At 41.0% G+C, this 20,395-nt stretch carries 19 protein-coding genes; 16 read left to right on the top strand and 3 right to left on the bottom strand.

Annotated elements, in window-relative coordinates; genetic code table 11:
* The first annotated feature begins 65 nt into the window (after window positions 1-65).
* Window positions 66-1,034 (top strand): phosphoserine phosphatase, encoded by a 969-nt coding sequence (serB, locus tag IUZ65_RS13300; protein WP_195704177.1) that lies wholly within the window; start codon window positions 66-68, stop codon window positions 1,032-1,034.
* 60 nt (window positions 1,035-1,094) lie between these two features.
* On the opposite strand, the gene IUZ65_RS13295 is transcribed toward serB, so the two are convergent.
* The gene (locus IUZ65_RS13295) at window positions 1,095-3,434 is read right to left on the bottom strand and encodes a PilZ domain-containing protein (protein ID WP_195704176.1); all 2,340 of its coding nucleotides are present in this window, start codon (window positions 3,432-3,434) and stop codon (window positions 1,095-1,097) included.
* A gap of 137 nt (window positions 3,435-3,571) precedes the next feature.
* Here IUZ65_RS13295 and radA point away from each other — a divergent pair, with 137 nt between their 5' ends.
* Complete coding sequence (gene radA / locus IUZ65_RS13290) at window positions 3,572-4,948, top strand: DNA repair protein RadA (protein ID WP_195704175.1); 1,377 nt, start codon at window positions 3,572-3,574, stop codon at window positions 4,946-4,948.
* A gap of 207 nt (window positions 4,949-5,155) precedes the next feature.
* Window positions 5,156-7,255 (top strand): elongation factor G, encoded by a 2,100-nt coding sequence (fusA, locus tag IUZ65_RS13285; RefSeq protein WP_195704174.1) that lies wholly within the window; start codon window positions 5,156-5,158, stop codon window positions 7,253-7,255.
* Between the two features lie 95 nt (window positions 7,256-7,350).
* Here the strand turns inward: fusA and IUZ65_RS13280 are convergent, their stop codons facing one another.
* Window positions 7,351-7,560 (bottom strand): VF530 family DNA-binding protein, encoded by a 210-nt coding sequence (locus IUZ65_RS13280; RefSeq protein WP_195704173.1) that lies wholly within the window; start codon window positions 7,558-7,560, stop codon window positions 7,351-7,353.
* A gap of 84 nt (window positions 7,561-7,644) precedes the next feature.
* On the opposite strand from IUZ65_RS13280, the gene IUZ65_RS13275 reads away from it, so the two are divergent.
* Window positions 7,645-8,118, top strand: coding sequence for an ASCH domain-containing protein (locus tag IUZ65_RS13275; RefSeq protein WP_195704172.1), 474 nt, complete (start codon window positions 7,645-7,647; stop codon window positions 8,116-8,118).
* A 107-nt stretch (window positions 8,119-8,225) separates the two neighbouring features.
* Here IUZ65_RS13275 and IUZ65_RS13270 read toward each other — a convergent pair whose 3' ends face one another.
* Window positions 8,226-9,935 (bottom strand): AMP-binding protein, encoded by a 1,710-nt coding sequence (locus tag IUZ65_RS13270; RefSeq protein WP_443083713.1) that lies wholly within the window; start codon window positions 9,933-9,935, stop codon window positions 8,226-8,228.
* A 954-nt stretch (window positions 9,936-10,889) separates the two neighbouring features.
* On the opposite strand from IUZ65_RS13270, the gene IUZ65_RS13265 reads away from it, so the two are divergent.
* The 12 genes from IUZ65_RS13265 to tadF are packed head-to-tail and all read left to right on the top strand — an operon-like array spanning window position 10,890 to window position 20,393.
* Window positions 10,890-11,093, top strand: a complete 204-nt coding sequence (locus tag IUZ65_RS13265; RefSeq protein WP_195704170.1) for a Flp family type IVb pilin — start codon at window positions 10,890-10,892, stop codon at window positions 11,091-11,093.
* Between the two features lie 11 nt (window positions 11,094-11,104).
* Window positions 11,105-11,539: an A24 family peptidase gene (locus IUZ65_RS13260; RefSeq protein ID WP_195704169.1), complete on the top strand. Its 435-nt coding sequence runs from the start codon at window positions 11,105-11,107 to the stop codon at window positions 11,537-11,539.
* A gap of 10 nt (window positions 11,540-11,549) precedes the next feature.
* On the top strand, window positions 11,550-12,329 hold the full coding sequence (cpaB, locus tag IUZ65_RS13255) for a Flp pilus assembly protein CpaB (protein ID WP_195704168.1): 780 nt from the start codon (window positions 11,550-11,552) through the stop codon (window positions 12,327-12,329).
* Window positions 12,330-12,344: 15 nt separating this feature from the next.
* Window positions 12,345-13,676, top strand: a complete 1,332-nt coding sequence (locus IUZ65_RS13250; protein ID WP_195704167.1) for a type II and III secretion system protein family protein — start codon at window positions 12,345-12,347, stop codon at window positions 13,674-13,676.
* On the top strand, window positions 13,673-14,191 hold the full coding sequence (locus IUZ65_RS13245) for a hypothetical protein (RefSeq protein WP_195704166.1): 519 nt from the start codon (window positions 13,673-13,675) through the stop codon (window positions 14,189-14,191). Before IUZ65_RS13250 ends, IUZ65_RS13245 begins: the two co-directional genes overlap by 4 nt.
* An 11-nt stretch (window positions 14,192-14,202) precedes the next feature.
* The gene (locus IUZ65_RS13240) at window positions 14,203-15,432 is read left to right on the top strand and encodes an AAA family ATPase (RefSeq protein ID WP_195704165.1); all 1,230 of its coding nucleotides are present in this window, start codon (window positions 14,203-14,205) and stop codon (window positions 15,430-15,432) included.
* 3 nt (window positions 15,433-15,435) lie between these two features.
* Entirely contained in the window at window positions 15,436-16,722 is a 1,287-nt protein-coding gene (locus IUZ65_RS13235; protein ID WP_195704164.1) for a CpaF family protein, read from the top strand.
* Window positions 16,719-17,636, top strand: coding sequence for a type II secretion system F family protein (locus IUZ65_RS13230; RefSeq protein ID WP_195704163.1), 918 nt, complete (start codon window positions 16,719-16,721; stop codon window positions 17,634-17,636). Before IUZ65_RS13235 ends, IUZ65_RS13230 begins: the two co-directional genes overlap by 4 nt.
* Window position 17,637: 1 nt before the next feature.
* Entirely contained in the window at window positions 17,638-18,528 is an 891-nt protein-coding gene (locus IUZ65_RS13225) for a type II secretion system F family protein (RefSeq protein ID WP_195704162.1), read from the top strand.
* Window positions 18,529-19,374: a hypothetical protein gene (locus IUZ65_RS13220; protein WP_195704161.1), complete on the top strand. Its 846-nt coding sequence runs from the start codon at window positions 18,529-18,531 to the stop codon at window positions 19,372-19,374. It begins immediately after the preceding gene.
* Window positions 19,358-19,855, top strand: coding sequence for a TadE/TadG family type IV pilus assembly protein (locus tag IUZ65_RS13215; RefSeq protein WP_229638058.1), 498 nt, complete (start codon window positions 19,358-19,360; stop codon window positions 19,853-19,855). Before IUZ65_RS13220 ends, IUZ65_RS13215 begins: the two co-directional genes overlap by 17 nt.
* Window positions 19,830-20,393, top strand: a complete 564-nt coding sequence (tadF, locus tag IUZ65_RS13210; RefSeq protein WP_195704160.1) for a tight adherence pilus pseudopilin TadF — start codon at window positions 19,830-19,832, stop codon at window positions 20,391-20,393. Before IUZ65_RS13215 ends, tadF begins: the two co-directional genes overlap by 26 nt.
* The last annotated feature ends 2 nt before the right edge of the window (window positions 20,394-20,395 follow it).

Below are 20,395 nucleotides of genomic sequence, written 5' to 3'. Positions count from 1 at the left end.
CATATTGGCGCTTGCCTTTTGAAATTGCAATAGGTTAACGTTTAGCTTAAGTGAATTTAGTGGGCATGGACGCAATGAAAACTTTACCGATAAAAAAACAGACAGAACTTATTCAACGGTTACCTGAAACCCGACTTTCAAACCAATTGGATAGAAAAAATGCAAGCTGGATAGTATTTTCGACTTATCTTTCACCTCAACTCTTTGAGGATATTGATTTTCATACGCAGACCTATAATTCTGTGTTGGATGTGTGGAGCGTTGGACACTACGAAGTGGCTTTGATGTCGGGTGAACTAACAAATGAACATGAGAAAGTACTCAAAGCCTTGAAGGTTGACTACGCCTCTCTATCTGATGTGCCAGACCTAACTCAACCAGGTCTTATTGTTTTTGATATGGATTCAACTGCGATACAAATAGAGTGTATCGACGAGATCGCAAAATTGGCTGGTGTTGGTGAACAGGTATCAGAAGTAACAGAAAGAGCCATGCAAGGTGAGTTAGATTTTGAGCAAAGCCTGAGGCAGCGAGTATTGGCATTAAAAGGTGCTGACGAAGATATCTTAGGTCAAGTGAGAACAACGCTGCCATTTATGCCAGATTTGAGAGAACTCATAAGTAGTCTACAGGGATTTGGATGGAAGACGGCCATTGCTTCTGGTGGTTTTACTTACTTTTCAGATTACTTGAAGCAAGAGTTAAAGCTTGATCATGCACAGTCGAATACGCTTGAAATTATTGATGGGAAGCTTACCGGTGCGGTTATTGGAGGAGTGGTGTCCGCGCAGACTAAGGCTGATATTCTTCAACAACTTGCCGAAGAATATGGCGTTACTCAACAGAATACTGTGGCGGTAGGAGATGGCGCAAATGATTTAGTAATGATGGAGGTAGCCGGTTTAGGTATTGCCTACCATGCCAAACCCAAAGTTGAGCAACAAGCTCAAACGTCGGTAAGATACGCGGGGCTAGGTGGGGTAATGTGTATACTATCGGGTCTGTTAGCTAAGCATCGGAAGATCAGTTTTTGATGTGCTAGCGCGTGAATAAAATTACCCTAGATCGTCGTATTTAGGGTGATTTAGTGACGCTTAAGTTAGCTCTAATCGGATTAATATTTCTTCCGTTATGTCTATGATTTCACCAAAGCCAACTATTGAGCTGAATTCTTTGTCGAGCGCTCTTGCATGATGCATGCTTGAAGAAGCAAGTTCATTTAATTTTTTTATTAAAATCTTAGTTGATGTATTTGCGACGGGTACACCATTAATCCGTAATACGTAAAACTCACCCAGTTGTTTTGATTTCTTAATAAATCGCAACCTTTCTTGAAGTGTCGGAAATTCATCATAAAGCTTGGTGTAGATAGCTTCTATCTCGTCGTCCTTCTTGATTACGGCAATATAAACGTCATGGTATACCGGTTTTGCTCCGGGAACAGGACGAATAGGGTCTTTTAGTAGTCTTGCACTTCTGTTCTTAAATATAGGCTCTAAAGAGAAATCTTTTTGATGCCCTAGTTTTTCTAATATTTTTAAGTGCGGTTCTAATGGATAATTAACGCCAATCGCGATGGGTTGCAACACGCTATCTTTTTTAGATATATAAAATGGTGTACTGGCTAATCTGGGTAATACTATGTCATACATAGTATGCAGAAGATCGATTTCAGGCCGTTCTTCGTCAGTGAGTGGTAGCTTATTCTTGTTGTGGGTAATGAGTTTTTTTAGGAAATTCATTGCTCGGTTTGTGAGGCTGTTCTCCTCCAGAGACAAATGAATATTCAACCCATTTGGGCTAATGCGCACAACGGTATAGGGGATGTGTGTTAATGGTGCTGATTGATCATACTGCTGCAGTTCATTCAGACTAACCTTTATCGTGGTTCCAATCCTACACTGCAAAGGTTGAGATAAAGAAACAAACAGGCCGCGAGATGAAAAATTAATGGTTTCTCCCGCAATAGGCACGTTTCTGTCGATAGCAATTTCAATAGGGGAGCGAAATTTATAACGTTGCTCCTTTCGGCGAGATACATCGTCGTAATAGACACCTTTCGGGCTGCCAACGATTTTTCTAGAATGTCTAAATTTATTCAATATGCTTGAATTCAAAGGAGGCTTTTCAGTTAGCTGATAGTCCCTTACAGATTCCACGTTTGATATCTCTTGCAACAGGCCGAAATGGGTTATGTTATCTTCTCCTGCCTTAGCATATACACCGGCTATGCTACTTTTCTCTTCAGGGCTAAGTTCGTGCATATGAATGCGATAAACTTTCCAGCTATTTCTACGTGCGCCTGTATGCCAAAAAAGTTGTCGCTCAGCTCTGGTCGCTTCTGGAAGCATCAGTGAATAGTGCAACTCTTTATCTTGGTGTTCATGGACAAACGTATAGATAACGTTACTTGAATGTTTGGCACCGAATTTAGTCAGTTCATTCATTCGTGAAGCATCAAATAGAGAACCTAGTGTTTGTTGATATCGTTCGTCATGCCAGTAATCCCAGACCTCTTTATTGAAATCATTGAGAAGAGCGTATTTTAACTCTGTGCCTGAGAAAAAGAGAGGTAGGTTACGTGTGTACTTGATGTAGGTGTGTTCATAACCATGGGCTCTTGACTGCAATATTTTATCTTGATTATCATGATTGACTTTTTTAATGCTGCTGTTTAACATGACGTTGATGGCTCGACCAATGATATTGGTATCGGTGAGTCTAATTGCACGTAACCATCGGATGCTATCGTTCTCATAGCACTCTTCTATACCGATGACGCGATAATCAAGTGATGTGCCTAATTCATTAATTTTGCTCTGTTTCTCTAACTGAAAAAAATGCATTTCAACCATTTCGCCAAGGTTATAGTCGAACGCACTTGGCACTTTGAGCTTTACACCTGAATTGGATAAATCAACGCTGGAGGCATGAATCTTTTGACCATTTTTCAATGTAATATCTACTTGTGTAGACATTTTTAGCCGTTTTTCTTGTCTGTTCAGAACCAAACCTAGTGTGATAGGTTCGACTTCAAACGGGCTTTCTGGGTTGGTCAAACCCGAACTAGAATTAGATGTTGTATTTTGGTGCATAACACGAAAATTATTTCTCGTGTTGACCATTGCTTCGTATACCCCTTCGGTATAGCTACCAAATCGTTTTATTTTTTTATGATATGAGTTGATCGCAACGTCATCTAACCAATGTGTTCGGCCATCTAATTTGTATTCTCTACACTCACCCTGAACCCTCCCTCTCAAGTCTATAGACCTAGTGCATGGGTTCATCAGTCGATTTAATTCCATTTTTGCAATCACTTTTGCTGACGCAGGTTCACCATACGTTAGCTGCTCTAACACTATATTGAAGTCAGGAGAGCCATAAACAGGAATTAATCTTTCTACTAAAGAGAGTATTTCAGATTGTTGCATTTTTTCTGGTAGAGTGAGCTCAGTTAGGTTTATTGAGTATATATCGGCTTATTAACGATTTACTTTAATATTTCGTTTCGATTCAAATGTGCGTAATATTTCGATTAATTGATTTAGATAACATTTATTGAGGATCCATGGCAAAAGTTAAACGAGCTTACGTTTGTAACGATTGTGGGGCTGATTATCCTAGATGGCAAGGGCAATGTAATGCATGTGGGGCTTGGAACACTATTACTGAGATACGTCTCGCGGCGTCTCCCCAAGTGGCAAGAAATGAAAGGTTGGTGGGCTATGCTGGCGCTGTAGAGTCTACCGTTCAAGTGTTGTCCGAGATTGACCTACAAGAAGTGCCTCGTTTTACTAGTGGATTCAAAGAATTAGATCGGGTTTTAGGCGGCGGAATAGTGCCAGGAGCGGCTATTTTGATCGGAGGTAATCCGGGTGCTGGTAAATCTACTTTGCTTTTGCAAACTATGTGTATGCTTTCCTCTCAGATGCCTGCGCTTTATGTGACAGGAGAAGAATCTCTCCAACAAGTTGCCATGCGAGCGTCTAGGTTAGGGCTACCGAAAGAGCATCTAAAAATGCTCTCTGAGACAAATGTAGATAAAATTGTCCAGATTGCGGAGAAAGAGCAGCCTCGCATTATGGTGATAGACTCGATTCAAGTTATGCATGTTTCAGATGTCCAATCTTCACCCGGCAGTGTTGCTCAGGTACGAGAGTCTGCAACGACGCTTACTCGATATGCAAAACAAAATAATGTGGCTGTGTTTATGGTTGGTCATGTTACCAAAGATGGGACTCTCGCGGGGCCGAAGGTGCTGGAGCATATAATAGATTGCTCAGTACTATTTGATGGTGGTTCAGATAGTCGCTTCCGAACACTGAGGAGCAACAAAAACCGATTCGGTGCTATCAATGAACTCGGTGTCTTTGCAATGACCGAACAGGGGCTCAGAGAAGTCAGCAATCCTTCGGCTATCTTTCTTTCTCGTGGAGAAGAAGAGACATCCGGTAGTTCTGTGATGGTGGTTTGGGAAGGGACGCGTCCGCTTCTCGTTGAGATACAGGCGCTAGTTGATTATTCACAGCAAGCCAATCCACGAAGAGTGGCCGTTGGTTTAGATCAAAACCGTTTATCGTTATTGCTTGCGGTGCTCCATAAACATGGTGGCTTGCAGATGGCAGATCAAGATGTGTTTGTTAATGTTGTCGGTGGCGTAAAGGTGACAGAAACAGGTGCAGATCTAGCGCTAATAATGTCGCTACTGTCCAGTTTTCGAGACAGGCCGTTACCTAAGGATGTCGTCGTCTTCGGTGAAGTGGGGCTCGCGGGTGAAATACGCCCAGTGCCTAGCGGCCAAGAGAGATTGATGGAAGCTTTTAAGCACGGATTCAAAAAGGCGATTATCCCATCGGCCAATATGCCTAAAGGGGGAATAGCCGGAATGGAAATACATGGCGTTAGAAAGTTATCGGAGGCAATTGATGCTTTTGATGAGGTCTAATCGGTTAATGAGATCTCTTTAAAAGTAGTCTATGAATGTCTTAATAATAAATTCTCTACTTGATGACAAATAATGTCTAACTACAATTAAATCTACGTGGTAAGATAAGCCACTTTTTTATAGAATCAACGCACGTTAGGGTATCAGTCTCGAGAGATTGTGGTATACTCTGCGCGCATTTTTATACCTTATTAACAGAGTAAGACAATGACTGATTTATCAAAATACAGAAATATTGGTATTTTCGCGCACGTTGATGCGGGTAAAACTACTACAACTGAACGTATCCTTAAACTGACTGGTCAAATTCATAAGACTGGTGAAGTTCATGATGGCGAATCTACAACTGATTTCATGGATCAGGAAGCTGAGCGTGGTATTACCATTCAGTCAGCAGCAGTGAGCTGTTTCTGGAAAGATCACCGTTTAAATGTTATCGATACTCCTGGACACGTTGACTTTACAGTAGAAGTTTACCGTTCACTTAAAGTACTCGACGGCGGTGTTGGTGTATTCTGTGGTTCTGGTGGTGTTGAACCACAATCAGAAACTAACTGGCGTTATGCTAACGAATCTGAAGTATCTCGTTTGATCTTCGTGAACAAACTGGACCGTATGGGTGCAGATTTCTTTAGCGTTGTTGATCAAGTTAAGAAAGTTCTAGGCGCGACGCCACTTGTTATGGTTCTACCTATCGGCCGCGAAGATGATTTCGTTGGTGTTGTAGACCTATTAACTCGTAAAGCCTACGTTTGGGATGACACTGGTCTTCCTGAAAACTACGAAATTCTGGACGTTCCAGCTGATATGGTTGATGACGTTGAAACGTACCGTGAAGAGCTAATCGAAACTGCTGTAGAGCAAGACGATGATCTAATGGAAGCGTACATGGAAGGTGAAGAGCCTTCTGTTGAAGACCTTAAGCGTTGTATCCGTAAAGGTACTCGTGATCTAGCATTCTTCCCAACATTCTGTGGTTCAGCATTTAAGAACAAGGGCGTTCAAATCGTTCTTGACGCTGTTGTTGACTACCTGCCTGCTCCAACTGAAGTTGATCCTCAACCTCTTATGGATGACGAAGGCGAAGAAAATGGCGAGTACGCTATCGTTTCTCCAGACGAAACATTTAAAGCACTTGCATTTAAAATAATGGATGACCGCTTTGGTGCCCTAACTTTCGTTCGTATTTACTCAGGTAAATTGAACAAGGGTGACACCATTATGAACTCATTCACTGGTAAAACAGAGCGTGTTGGCCGTATGGTTGAGATGCAAGCCGATGACCGTAATGAACTTACTAGCGCTCAAGCTGGTGATATCATAGCTATCGTTGGTATGAAGAATGTGCAGACTGGTCACACTCTTTGTGATCCTAAGCATCAAGTAACGCTTGAACCAATGGTTTTCCCAACGCCAGTAATCTCGATTGCTGTATCACCGAAAGATAAAGGTGGTTCTGAGAAGATGGGTATCGCAATTGGTAAAATGGTTGCGGAAGATCCTTCATTCCAAGTTGAAACAGATGAAGAGACTGGCGAAACTATCCTTAAAGGTATGGGTGAACTTCACCTAGACATTAAGGTAGACATTCTTAAGCGTACTTACGGTGTTGACCTAACAGTTGGTGCTCCTCAAGTTGCTTACCGTGAAACTATTACTCAAGCAATTGAAGATAGCTACACGCATAAGAAGCAGTCTGGTGGTTCTGGTCAGTTTGGTAAAATCGACTACCGTATCAAACCAGGTGAACCAGGTTCAGGTTTCTCGTTTAAATCAGTTGTTGTTGGTGGTAACGTACCTAAAGAATTCTGGCCTGCAATCGAGAAAGGCTTTGGCGGCATGATGGAAAACGGTGTTCTTGCTGGTTTCCCAACGCTAGACGTTGAAGTTGAGCTATTCGATGGTGGTTTCCACGCAGTCGATTCATCTGCAATCGCATTTGAAATCGCAGCGAAAGGTGCATTCCGTCAGTCTATGCCTAAAGCTGGTGCGCAACTTCTTGAGCCAATCATGAACGTTGACGTATTTACGCCAGACGATCACGTTGGTGATGTTATCGGTGACCTTAACCGTCGTCGTGGCATGATCAAAGATCAGCAAGCTGGTCTTACTGGTGCTCGTATTAAAGCAGACGTTCCTCTTTCAGAAATGTTTGGCTATATCGGTCACCTACGTACAATGACTTCTGGTCGTGGTCAATTCTCAATGGAATTTGCTAACTACTCTCCGTGTCCGAACAGCGTTGCTGAAGCAGTAATTGCTAAAGTTAAAGAAGACAAAGAAAGAGAAAGAAAAGAGAAGAAATAACTTCTTTATTCTGAGTTAAAAAAACCCGAAAGTGTATGCTTTCGGGTTTTTTATTGGATGAAATTTGTTAATGCCACAATTAGTGGTGGGTTATTTTATTGCATATTAAGCCATAGGCTTTCAACTTTCGTTCTCGCCCATTCCGTTTTACGCAAAAATTTTAAGCTCGATTTGATGCTTGGATCTTTCTTAAAGCAATTGATGTTGACCATATTGCTTAATTCCTCCCAGCCATAATGTTCGACGAGATCCGTGAGTAGTTTTTCAAGTTTAACCCCATGAAGTGGGTTATTGAGTTGAGTCATAATGTGCCTACAGATAGTTTTGCCGTTATTATACGTTATATCTACTGATGATAGATAATCTGTAAAAAAATAAGGTTAGCCAATATGAATGCAGAACATCAATCTTACTTAGAACAATATTTTCAGACACTGCCACAGGATCAATGTACAGGCAGTATCCCAGTCATTGCTGAGTATTTTTGTGGTGATGAATGGAATGCAAATGAGTGTGCTCGTCTTGTGTTGGAAGGCGTTAAAACAGCAACCTGTAGCTTGAAGGCTGCTTACAAGCTCGAAGGTGAAGCGCTTCCTCAAGTTGGTCAGTTGATGATCGTGCTGAATTGGGATCAAGTTCCTGTCTGTATCATAGAAACAACGTCTATAAAGCAAATACCATTCAATCAAGTTTCAGAAAACTTTGCATTCGCCGAAGGTGAAGGGGATAGAAGCTATCGGGGATGGCATTTCACTCATACCAATTTTTTTAAGTCGGTGTGTAATGAGTTAAGCATTAAATGGTCAGAAGATATGGAGCTTGTTTGCGAACGATTTAAAGTGGTCTATCGCAGCGGTAAGTAAGCGAAATTAAGCTTCTGAAGACCTATACCGAAAGGTAGTTGGTCTTCATATTATGGACTTAGGCTAGAGAAGTCGGTTTTATATATGCTATAAAGTTAAAACGCGGATTACTCTTCCCAAATAACCACTTTATCTTTTGGCCAGTTAGCGCCAACGTCGTGATATTTTTTCTCTAGAATATGCCGCTTAATCTTTAAGGTTGGAGTCAAAATATCATTTTCGATACTCCACGGTTCTTTTACCATCAAAACCCCCTTAATTTTTTCATGAGATTCTAAATCCTGGTTCATGCGTTTAATAACGCGTTCTGCTCGCCTCTGATAGCGCTCTTTGTCAAAGTTAGGGAACTGATGAGGGACAGCTAAAAGAATGGGTGCAGGCATACCTAGACCTATTAAACACATCATTTCTACCCGGCTGTATTCATAGAGTTTTTTCTCAATAGGTACAGGCGCGACAAATTTGCCTTTTGCCGTCTTAAATGTATCTTTTTTACGCCCTTGTATGGAGAGATAACCTTCGTCATCTAACGACCCAATATCACCGGTATGCAGCCAACCATCATCATCGAAGGAAGCTTTGGTTGCTTGTTCATTCTTATAATATCCAGAGAACATACCTTTACTACGGACCATGATTTCTTCGTCGGCGGCTATCTTAAGTTCTATACCTGGGCCGCCATTACCTACTGTCCCTATTTTTTCAGATCTGAAAGGGTAGTTGAGTGTGCTGTAAGCAAACGACTCCGTCATCCCCCACGCTTCGGTGATATTTATGCCCACACTGTGATACCAATTGAGAAGTGCCGGTGATACGGGTGCAGAACCACAACCTAAGACTCGGCTTTGATCAAGTCCTAATCCTTCAATAATTTTCTTTTTAACGATTGAATTCACAAATGGTATTTTTAGCAGAAAGTTGAGCTTCTTTTGAGGCATTTTGTCTTGGATACGTTGTTGAAAGAGAGCCCATAGACGAGGTACAGAAATAAACAATGTGGGCCTCTGCATTTTGACGTCGTCAATAAATGTGTCCAACGATTCAGGAAAGGCAACCTGAACACCACCAACGATAGACGAACCAAAGATATATACACGTTCTGTAATATGCGCCAACGGCAAATAAGAGAATGCACGATCATCTTTTTGAACACCAAGGATCTCAACTAGGCGCTCAGCTGACCAACTAAAGGCGCCATAAGTGAGCATTGCACCCTTCGGTGTTCCAGATGTACCTGAGGTATAAACCAATGACATTAGTTTGTCGTCGAAGTGCTGAGGACGTTCGTCCGTTGGCCGTGAAGCTTCTATCATGGCATTAAATTCGAGGTCACATTTTGGTGCCGTGTCGTAAGGCAAAGATATCGTTAAAAGCTCAGGATGAGCATTTATTACGGATTCAACAGCAGCGGCGTTATCTAGCTTGCCAATGATGGCTGCTTTACTTTCGCTGTGATTAATACAGTAATCAATGGTGTCTGCACCTGCGGTAGGGAAAATAGGGACACTAACAAAGTCACCCATCATCAATGCTAGGTCGGTGATAAACCATTCCGCGCAGTTTTTAGATATCAACGCAATCTTATCGCCGGGCTGTAGTCCTTTATCTCTCAGGGCGGTAACTAATTTTAGGGCCATCTGTGCAACCTGAGAATAGGTATAGGTAACGAACTGACGGTCAATAATCTGTTTAAGATAAACCTCTTGGGGTCGAGAGTCCGCCCATTTAAGCAGCAGCTCATTGGGTGGTGGCAATGAACAAGATTGCGAGGCCACTTCTTGGTTAAGTTCTACTTCTGCATGTATTGGTCGACTCATGATTACCCGTTCCATTGTTAGTATTTTATTACTTTATTGTAACATACTAGCAACATATTGGTAGTTTTTAAACGAGCGTTTGAATATCACTATGGTCGTATATGCGACCATAGTGGAGAAGAAATATATAAGCTCTATTTGAATGCTTCTTGTTAATAATGACCACGTCCAATTTTATGAGGTTAATTCCATTTCTGATAATTATATCAAATAGAAAAAATAACCGATTTTTTCTATAAGTAGAAAATTGACAGACCAATCCTATGAGCTACATTTTAAATACAAGGAATTATTAGTGATCTTAGTTCAATAATGTAGGGGAATAATTGTCTCGATTTTGAGAAATAGAACATTTTCTTTAATTGTGATGTAGTTCTCAAATAGTGTGGTTAGGTGTCCCGTATATGAGACAGCCATAACATAAATCTCGTGATGGGCAAATATAGTAAAAGGCTGTTGGTTTAAATTATTTATAAGGACATTTGTCATTGTAAGTAATTGTAATTTAAGCTTATTGTTGTTATTTGTGAATTCCTCATAGTTTGGTTTTCTATTTTTTAGAGTAAAGGTTCTTTTAGGTTCGATGAGTTATTGTTCTCAATAAAAACTTTAGAATTTCATAGGGTTTAAATGACAACATCATCATTTGGGCTATAGTTAGAAATAGCTTTGCAGCATTTTACGGTTGAGGTGTGGTTTTTCTGCTAGCTCAACTTAAGTATGGCAAATAGGCTAAATTCCTTATTAACTAATAAGGTAACGAGCAGTATGTTTGAATTTTTTAGGGTGTCATTTTTAAACGGTATGATATTCTAAATCTCGTTCTTAAAGTGTTCTCTACCTGGTTTGGGTAGGTGCTTTATAAACAATGAATATTAATAATACAGATGCTTACTTTGGTTGTTGGTGATTAAAGTTGAGTAATAATCAATTAGATACAATGTGGAGTCTATTATGTTTCTTTCAACTTATGTTAAAACAAAACTTTTTCTAGAAGAATTCAAAAATGATGAACGCGGTGTAACAGCGATTGAATACTCGATCGTTGCAGTTGCGGTTGCGACTGTTGTTGCAGTTGCTTTTGGTACAGATGAAAAAGGTGCTCTTGGCTCTGTAATTACAACCTTACTTGCTAAAGTCAAAACTATAATCAGTTAAAGGGTATTGTTGTGACAGTTATTAGCATTATTATTTTTGTTACAACTACGACTCTTATTTATGTAATACAAAGCGATTTTCGTAAGAAAAAAATTCCTAATACAGCGTCAGTTTTGTTGCTGATAAATTCGACGCTGTATTGTGGATTTAATGGATATTGGATGCAGTGGTTGATTGTTGTGCCCGTTTTTCTTTTTGGCCTTCTACTGTGGCGATTGAGTATCTGGGGAGCAGGGGACGCAAAGTTGCTTGCTGGAGTTTCACCAATGATATCCCTTGATCATTTTGTAGCAACTCTGTTGCTGATCGCTTTTCTTGGTGGAGCACTTTCAGTTGTTATTTTTGTAAGCTCTCGGCTTAAGAAAAACAGAGTGTATATACATATCCCATATGGCATTCCAATCTCTATCGGATGTTGGTTAGGGATAATTGCCTCAATCCCTTAGGGGTATATAGATGAATTTTAGAATATTAATACCTGTTGCACTTATCGCTATTGGCGCAGGGCTATACGGTTTATCGGGCAATCTGATCAACCAAGATGCAGAACAGACTGTGGTCGATGTGGTTGAAGAAGTCAAAATGATCACTGTCTGGAAGGCAAAGGAAGATATAAAACAGGGTCAAATGGTAACACGTGCACAGTTTTATGTAGCCAAAGTTACCGAACCTGAAGCGAATGACAACGGCATTACAGAGGATGTCGAAATAGAATTTGTTCGTGGTGAGGTCTCGTCTAAAGATATAAGCTCCGGTGAACTGGTTACTGAATTAGATCTTGTTCAACCAGATCAAGATGGGTACATAGACCTCATCATTGGCGACAATATGGTGCCCTACGGCGTAAAGGTTAATTCTGACACTATCATTGGTGGTGTTATTACTCATGGCAGCTTAATCGATGTTGTTGCGCTTTCTTCACTCAATCAGAACCTAGCGTCTAGCGATAAAGTTCAGCCAATTCAAACCGTTTTCTTCTCCCCTATTCTTATCGCGGTCAAAGTCTTAAAAGTAGAGCAAAATGTGCTAGAAGACGACACCGAGGTCAGCTTGGTGTTGGAACTGACGCGAAAGCAACTTGCCAAGTTGGTGATTGCAAAAAAAATAGCACAATTAGAATTTCATAAATCAGTTGGTGCCGAACAGGCCGAATTACTCCAAGCCAATTCCGGTGATATCTTACCCACCTATCGAGCGATCAAAGAGTTTCGCGCGGGTGATGTAAATATAAAATAATAAAGGTTAAGTGGTATGGATACTCGTAGTTTATATCAGTGGTTAGTAATTATAGCGTGTCTGTTTAGCGTCTCTGCATTTGGCGCGCGTATAGTAAATTTGTCCGAAGGTGATGCGGAAACAATAACGGTAACGGAAGAAATTGGCTCTGTATTCATCTCTAACCCAGACATCGCTGACTATCAGGTTATAGACAAGAATAAAGTCGTGTTTTTTGGCAAAAAAATTGGCAATGCTTCTTTGATTATTTTCGATGAAGAAGGGCAAACACTGGCATCGAGAAAGCTAGTCGTGAATAAGAGCATGGTTCATATCCAGCAACAGATACAACTCCGGTATCCCGACGTAGATGTCAACATCTACAATCTGGGCGATCAAGCGGTTCTCAGTGGCTTAGTGTCAAGTGATCAAGAGAAAGAAGACATCTATCATTTGGTAGGCGAACTACTGGCCAAAGACGCTGAGATCACGATTGTCGAATGGGATTTAGGTGATACCCAATACGAAATGGATTTTATGCGCAAGTATCGTTTCCCTGGCTTGGTTAACAACATCGAGGTGGCAACAACAAAGCAAGTGAACGTTAAGCTATCTATTGCCGAAGTATCTCACTCATTTATGGAACAGTTTGGTATTCAACTAGGCAGTAGCGGACAGACTGCTGGCGTTTTTGTTGATTATCTAACCAACTTTAGTGCTGATGATATTATTTCGGTCATCACTGCGATAGGCGATGATAGTGTCGGTCAGATACTTGCAGAACCTAATCTGTCGGTTATTTCCGGTGAGACTGCAAGTTTTTTGGCTGGCGGTGAGTTGCCCGTTGTTACTTATGTCGATGGTGCAACAAACGTGGAATACAAAGAGTATGGTGTGCGTCTTGAACTGATGGCGAAGGTACTTAGAGATGACAAAATTAAGCTCTCACTAATGCCGGAAGTGAGTGCGTTAGATGATGTGTTTTATAGCGATGATACCTACAACGTACCAGCGCTCAGAACTCGCCGAGCAAGAACGACTGTCGAGCTAGGGGATGGTCAAAGCTTTGTGCTTGCTGGATTATTGAGTTCGGAAGATACTGAATCACTGAGACGAATCCCTTATATTGGCGATATCCCTATTCTGGGCGCGCTATTTAGGCATACTGAGACAACCCGAACTAAGACAGAACTACTCATTATTGCTACTGTTAATCTGGTACAGCCTATTCGTGCCAATCAAATACAGTTACCGACGATGGAAAAAACCTCCAATTTGCACCGCTTTTTTGGTATCGAAGGGTCATATAAAAAAGCAGATGAAAAATGGGCCAATGAGGTGCTTGCTTCTGGAGGGTTCAAACAATGAGAAAAGTGAATTTATTGAAGGCTGTAATTATAACGCTTTGCGCAATAAGTTTAAACGCATGCGTGGATGTCATCTCTGAAAGGAGAGGCGCGGAGCTACAGGTCGTACCTATTACTTACACGTTGAATCTGAGCGTTAAGAAAAATAAAGAGAAAGCCGCTTGGCGTGAGCTCGACCAATATGTAGAAAATAATTGGGATAGGATTGCGACTCAACAACTGATTTTCACATGGTATACCTCTACTGGAAATAAGTTAGCCGAAGACTACCAGAAACACCTGCTTTCAAAAGGCCTAAATAGGAATCAGATAACGATATCTAAGGGTGTTATCCAAGAGGAGCTCGCAAAAGATCTGACATTTGAAACCGTCGTTAATAAGGTGTTCTCAAGTATTTGTAGTTACGAAAAAGTGGGTACATTTGGCAAAACAGAAAGTGGCTGTTATGCGGAGAGTGCAAGATGGAAATCTATGGTCAATCCTGAAAAAATGCTAGCTGAAACTAATAATAAATAGGATGTGCAGGGATGTTTGATTTAGTTGATATTCTTAAAAAAGATAGTGCACATGGAGATGATGGGCCAAAAGATGAAATCACATCGGTACTATTCTATCAAACCGAAAAATGTCAGTCTCTGGTTAAAGAGGCTTATCGTTTCGAAGGGCTAGTAACTCCGGCTATCGTTCAAAATAACGATGAGAATATTAAAGAGCATGTCAGAAACGAGAGTATCGAGATTGTAATCGTTGAGCTCAACGAAAGTAACAATGTAAGCCAAGATGCGGAAAGAATCAGTCACTTATTGCCGAATGATGCATCTGTGATAGTGATTGGCAGTGAAGATGCAATTTCTACGATAAGAAACCTGAAAGGAATGGGCTTCTACTATCTATTTTGGCCGATTACCAAACATGAGCTTATTGAGTTCGTGGTCAGTGTTCACGAGAATAGAAATAGAAATAAAGGACTTGGCAAGAAGCGCAAAGCAAAACAGATCAGTGTCATCGGTTCAAAAGGCGGTGTCGGGACTACATTGATATGCTCAGAAATAGCGCATCTCTTGTCTGAGGACAAGAAGTCGTCGTGTGTTCTGGTAGACAACGACTATCAAGGTGGCAACATCGATATAATGCTCGGTATGGAGAAGTTTGAAAAACGTCAAATCAGACCTGGCGCGTTTGCGACCACATTAGATAATACCTCCGCTCAAGGTATGTTAATCAAACATAATAAACTACTATCGGTACTTTCACTGACATCAGACTCGCTCGCCAATGCAGAGATAAAAGAATACACAAAAACGGTCGTGGAACATATTGCTGCGGACTGTAACTTTATTATCGATGACCTCTCTTCCATTGCCAGACAAAATTTCAACAAAGAGGAAGTGGTTGAGTTGTCTGATAGTGTCATTCTTGTTTTGGAACCGACGGTTTCTTCGTTACGAGATGCGGCAAGAATCAAGCAACAACTAGAAGGCCAAAATCAAGAGAGCAATATGCGAATGTTTGTCGTACTAAACTATTGCTTACCTACCTCTTCAGGCACGATCACTCTAAAAGAAGTCGAAAAATACCTGCGAAGAGAAGTCGATGTGATCATACCTTTTGTAAAACAGCTAGATGCATTTGTTTTGGAACGCAAAAGAATTTCTAAGATCGGTGGGAAGGCAGAGAAAGGATTGCGTAGGTTGGTATCACTCATCGTGGGTGAAGATGAAAAAAAAGGTTTTTCACTATTTTCTCGTAGGAAGTAACGGATGAGTGAAACAAAAGAAATTTACGTAAATATTAGAAGGCAGATTTATGATGCTTTAGACCCAGAGGCTATAAATCGACTGTCGGATAGTCAACTAGCACAACAGCTCTCTAAAGCCGTCGATATGCTTGTTGAAAAAGACACGCTCCAAGTTCCCGTTGTATTACGCAATGAATTTGTTCAAAGCTTGGTTGATGAATTGCATGGTCTAGGGCCATTACAGCCATTAATGGAAGACGATTCCATTACAGATATTATGATCAATGGGCACGAGCACGTGTTTATTGAGCGGGGTGGACTCGTTGAAAAAGTGCCTGTTAACTTTGTCGATGAAGCCCAAGTGTTAGAGATTGCGAAGCGTATTGCTGGAAGGGTTGGCCGACGTGTCGATGACTCGTCTCCCTTATGTGATGCCAGACTTGCAGACGGAAGTCGCGTGAATATTGTTATTCCTCCCATTGCTTTAGATGGAACCTCTATCTCTATCCGTAAGTTTAAAAAGCAAGCGATCGATTTTTCTCAACTGGTTGGTTTTGGTGCGATGAGTCCTGAAATGGCTCAAATTTTGATGATAGCGGCGAGGTGCCGGCTTAATATTTTGATCTCTGGTGGTACCGGTTCTGGTAAAACCACTATGCTTAATGCCTTATCTCAGTTTATCTCTGAGAAAGAACGTATTGTCACGATAGAAGATGCCGCAGAACTGAGACTACAGCAGCCTCACGTCGTCCGATTGGAAACCCGTACCGCTGGTATTGAAAATACCGGTGTGATCCACCAAAGAGATCTGGTGATAAATGCATTGCGTATGAGACCCGACAGGATCATCGTCGGCGAGTGTCGTGGTAGTGAAGCATTCGAAATGCTACAGGCGATGAATACCGGGCATGATGGTTCAATGTCGACTTTGCACGCCAATACACCAAGAGATGCCATCGCGCGTGTTGAATCCATGGTAATGATGGCAACAGCCAACCTACCATTAGAAGCTATCCGGAGAACCATTGTAAGTGCAGTTGATATTATTATCCAGATAAGCCGACTTCATGACGGTAGTCGAAAAGTGATGAGCATTACTGAGGTTGTCGGGCTTGAAGGTTCTAGTGTGGTACTGGAAGAAATATTTCAGTTTAGACCCGAGCACGGGGATGCTAACGCTGAGAAAGTGCAGGGAAATTTTGTAACCGCGGGTTTAATGAAACGCTCAATATTAGTGGAAAAGGCACGCTTCTTTGGACTAGATGAACAGCTAGATACTCTGTTCCAGAATAAACGAGGACGGTCATGATATATCTATTTTTGGTTATTTTGGGTGTTGTCCTCATCGTTTTCTCTCTTGCTACAGATAGAAAAAAAAATAACTATTTAGAAGAATACAATAAAACGATCCACGTTTATTCTCTAAGTGGAGATGATGATGCGGTCGATTTTAATACCCTATCGGACAGAACTCTTTGGCAGAGGGTTCAGGATAGAGTAAGTAATCTTAAGAAGCAAATAGGTGCACTCGCATCCATTAAAATAATCTTATTCGTGGCTGTATTACTCTTTGCAGGTAATGAGATTAATCAACGTTTTTTACGCGGTAACCTTATTCTAATAGAGGTTATTACCGTCATTATTGGTTTGCTATTTGCCTATTCATGGCTACAGAAACGAGAGCGAACACAGTTTGAAGAAGCTTTTCCAGATGCATTGAATATATTGGCAAGTGCCGTCTCCTCTGGTGAAAGTATTATGCATGCCATTATGTATGTTGGCAAAAATCTAGACGGAGATGTAGGTGCCGAGTTTAAGGTCATGGGTGATCGCTTACAGATGGGGGAAGCTCCGGACGAAGTGTTCAGGAAATCATGTAAACGCTTTCCATATCCTTCCTTCTATTTTTTTGTAATAACACTTAGAGCAAATATGCATCGTGGAGGGCAGCTGAAAGATGTTATCACGCGACTAAATAGACTCATGTTTGATGCCAGAGCCATCGATAAGAAAAAATCCGCCCTTACCTCAGAAGCTCGAATTTCAGCTAAAATTGTCGCATCGATACCATTTCTGTTCTTGTTACTTATGCAGTATGTCAGTCCGTTGAACTACGAATTCGTTATGTTTAGTGAGGAAGGAAGGCCGATTTTATACTACGTCCTAATTAGTGAAGCGATTGGTATGACAATTATTGCCGCTTTGCTCAAAGGAGTAAGATGATATGGAGCTACTAGAGAACAAACAATTCTATCTAGTCCTGTCGATCTGGTTTCTGGCGGTCGGCATTGCCACTATCGCTTATGTGCTATACGAGCAAGTAAAGAGAAGCAATCAACTTAGTAAAATTGGCCTATCTGAAAAAGAACATAAAACAGAAAAAAGAAAAAAAGGGTTAGAGTCATTAGGTAAAAAAATATCTAATCTCGTTGCCGCCTCTGACACTGAAATAGAGAATAAATTTATAGCTGCGGGGGTCTATAATACGAGACTTGCTTACTTATTTGTCCCTATTAAATACCTGTTACTAGTGGTTGGTGTAGCATTGGCAATTACTCTGGGGCTACATTTTCAACTTGAACCGTCCCGGTATCTAGTATGGTCGCTTATATGGGGAGTAGTTGCCATTATAGTTCCTGATGGATATTTAGCGATTCGAACAAACAACATAAAAAGAAAGCTCTCCAGTCAGCTCCCTTATCTTCTGGATATGATGGGTGTCTGTGTTCAAACGGGCATGACAATAGAGTCTTCAATGACTTACCTTGCTAAAGAAATGGTTGGCTTCGATATAGATATGGCGCATATGCTGAAACGAACCAATGAGAGGGCTCAGATAGTCGGCCTGGAGAAGGCAATAGAGGAGCTTTACATTCGAATACCTACGGCGGAGTTTCGTAGTTTTGTGATGACGTTAAGCCAAAGCCTCCGATACGGTTCATCTATCTATGAAGTTTTAACACGATTGGCTACGGATATTCGTGAGATACAGATGCTGGGCCTCGAAGAAAAAATAGGCAAATTGTCTGCAAAAATGTCCGTGCCATTGATACTTTTTATCATGTTTCCTATTGTAATTTTAACGGCTGCACCTGGCGTGATGAGGATGATGTAATTGAAGAGTTTATTTCTTAAACCACTGCTCTTTGTATTTCTTCTTAACGGATGTGCCGTAAATGGCGACCTGTCCAAGGAAGAGATGGCGGAACAGGCAACGTTTGAATCTAGAGAGCAGATGCTCATTAGCGCTCGAAATCAGGAACGATTGGTCGAGTTTTATAAAGAGGCACTGGCTAAAGAAGAGAGCAGTGAGAATAAGATAAAACTGATAAACGCTTATATTCAAAGTGGTAATACGGAATTGGCCGCGTTTCATTTAGGGACAATAAAGGTCAATGATTCCAATGTCGCGGAAGTGGTTTTTTTAAGAGCAAAGGTCTATTTAGAAGAAGGCTTGATTGATAAGGCTTATAGCAACTGCCAAACCGCGTTATCACAAAGAGATAAGTACCCAGAAGCTGAAAACCTGATGGGTTTGATATTGGCGGAAAAAGGTGAGTTTGAAAAAGCGCGAGACTATTTTCTTTTAGCCAGAGGCCACTATCATGACGACCTAACTATCAGTAATAATCTGGCAGTACTTGATCTCATACAGGAAGAATATGATGCAGTGGTAAAACGTTTGCAGCCAATCTATGCAGCAGGAAATGCAGACATAAAAATCAAATCGAATCTCGTTTTTGCACTCACAAAAAAAGGGCAGTATAAGCAAGTAGAAACTATACTAAAAGAGCAGGGCTATAAAGAGCAGCAGATACAAACTATTTTCATCACATTGAGAGAAGCGAATAGTCAACTTGCTCGTGTGACAACCTCAGAAAGCCTTGCGACTGATCTTGATCCGGCAGCGAAAAAACGGATTAAGGTGGTGAAGGGGGAAGCATATGATTCGGAGAATTAGAAGAAAACAAAATGGTGTTGTTGCAATAGAGTTTGCTATAGGGTTCGGTGCTTTTTTGTTGATGATGGCCGCATGGATGGAGATCAGCTATATGGGTTATATATCTGCTATGGGTGATTTGGCGGTATCTGAAGCGGCTAGAGCATCTAAAAAAGAAACGGAAGATTATATAGACACCTTTAAAGCTACTTTGACAAAAAGTGATAGTGTTTGGAGCAAGTTTGTTGATACATCTAAAATTCGAGCGAGTGTTCAATACGCAAAGAGTTTGGATGACCTATATGACATAGAAGACACGTGCTTGCCTGCCTCTAATGGTGGTATTACAACGTGCGGCTCTGAAACAGATAGTGCCGTTGCCATCTATTACGTTGATTATGAATTCGACGGTATTTTTACTGTGTTTTTTGATCAAAAAACGATATTTAGCCGTGAGATTATTGTGATACAAGAATATGAAAGAACTGCATTCCAAATTTAGAGCCAAGCAGAAGGGCACCTTTGCCATAGAACTTGCTATGGTTTCTCTGGTCTTTGTCATGATGTTGATGTTTGCTGGTGACGTAGTAACAAAAATATCAATGAAAGGTAAGCTTGACCGACTCTCGTTTTCAGCAGCAAGTGTGGCTAAAGAGCGTACTCAGCTGTACAGCGAAGATTACACGATGTCTAATCAACAGATTAACGATATCTATAAGATTATGGCTAAATCCCTTAAGCGAACATATACCAATTATAAAGAAGCAGATTTCGGCATGTTGTATGAGGAGCAAACATATTCTGAGTCGGGGGCTAAGAATGCCCTTGTAACTTGGAATACAATAGGTGGAATTACGTGCAGTGTGCCTGAGAGTTTGTCCCAAATTGAAAATAAACTTGCCGTCACTACTTCTTGGGGACGTAAGAGTACTATGTATCGGGTAACTTTATGCTATGAAACAGAGAATTGGCTCATTGGTTTCGCATTGGGAAGTGGATTTACTCGAGTAAACTCTAGCTCAGTGATATTAGGTAGGTAATA

Source organism: Vibrio sp. VB16 (genome assembly GCF_015594925.2).
Taxonomy (GTDB): Bacteria; Pseudomonadota; Gammaproteobacteria; order Enterobacterales; family Vibrionaceae; genus Vibrio.
Note: the sequence above shows the minus strand (reverse complement) of the source record. Positions and strands in the feature narration are given on the sequence as shown.

Excerpts from the sequence above, each read along its gene's own strand:
- IUZ65_RS13240 (WP_195704165.1), top strand. The coding sequence starts at position 14,203 with ATGTTTGATTTAGTTGATATTCTTAAAAAAGATAGTGCACATGGAGAT.
- IUZ65_RS13270 (WP_443083713.1), bottom strand. The coding sequence starts at position 9,935 with ATGAGTCGACCAATACATGCAGAAGTAGAACTTAACCAAGAAGTGGCC.
- tadF (WP_195704160.1), top strand. The coding sequence starts at position 19,830 with ATGAAAGAACTGCATTCCAAATTTAGAGCCAAGCAGAAGGGCACCTTT.
- IUZ65_RS13230 (WP_195704163.1), top strand. The coding sequence starts at position 16,719 with ATGATATATCTATTTTTGGTTATTTTGGGTGTTGTCCTCATCGTTTTC.
- IUZ65_RS13215 (WP_229638058.1), top strand. The coding sequence starts at position 19,358 with ATGATTCGGAGAATTAGAAGAAAACAAAATGGTGTTGTTGCAATAGAG.
- IUZ65_RS13280 (WP_195704173.1), bottom strand. The coding sequence starts at position 7,560 with ATGACTCAACTCAATAACCCACTTCATGGGGTTAAACTTGAAAAACTA.
- radA (WP_195704175.1), top strand. The coding sequence starts at position 3,572 with ATGGCAAAAGTTAAACGAGCTTACGTTTGTAACGATTGTGGGGCTGAT.
- IUZ65_RS13225 (WP_195704162.1), top strand. The coding sequence starts at position 17,638 with ATGGAGCTACTAGAGAACAAACAATTCTATCTAGTCCTGTCGATCTGG.
- IUZ65_RS13250 (WP_195704167.1), top strand. The coding sequence starts at position 12,345 with ATGGATACTCGTAGTTTATATCAGTGGTTAGTAATTATAGCGTGTCTG.
- fusA (WP_195704174.1), top strand. The coding sequence starts at position 5,156 with ATGACTGATTTATCAAAATACAGAAATATTGGTATTTTCGCGCACGTT.
- IUZ65_RS13275 (WP_195704172.1), top strand. The coding sequence starts at position 7,645 with ATGAATGCAGAACATCAATCTTACTTAGAACAATATTTTCAGACACTG.
- IUZ65_RS13265 (WP_195704170.1), top strand. The coding sequence starts at position 10,890 with ATGTTTCTTTCAACTTATGTTAAAACAAAACTTTTTCTAGAAGAATTC.
- IUZ65_RS13235 (WP_195704164.1), top strand. The coding sequence starts at position 15,436 with ATGAGTGAAACAAAAGAAATTTACGTAAATATTAGAAGGCAGATTTAT.
- IUZ65_RS13295 (WP_195704176.1), bottom strand. The coding sequence starts at position 3,434 with ATGCAACAATCTGAAATACTCTCTTTAGTAGAAAGATTAATTCCTGTT.
- serB (WP_195704177.1), top strand. The coding sequence starts at position 66 with ATGGACGCAATGAAAACTTTACCGATAAAAAAACAGACAGAACTTATT.
- IUZ65_RS13245 (WP_195704166.1), top strand. The coding sequence starts at position 13,673 with ATGAGAAAAGTGAATTTATTGAAGGCTGTAATTATAACGCTTTGCGCA.
- cpaB (WP_195704168.1), top strand. The coding sequence starts at position 11,550 with ATGAATTTTAGAATATTAATACCTGTTGCACTTATCGCTATTGGCGCA.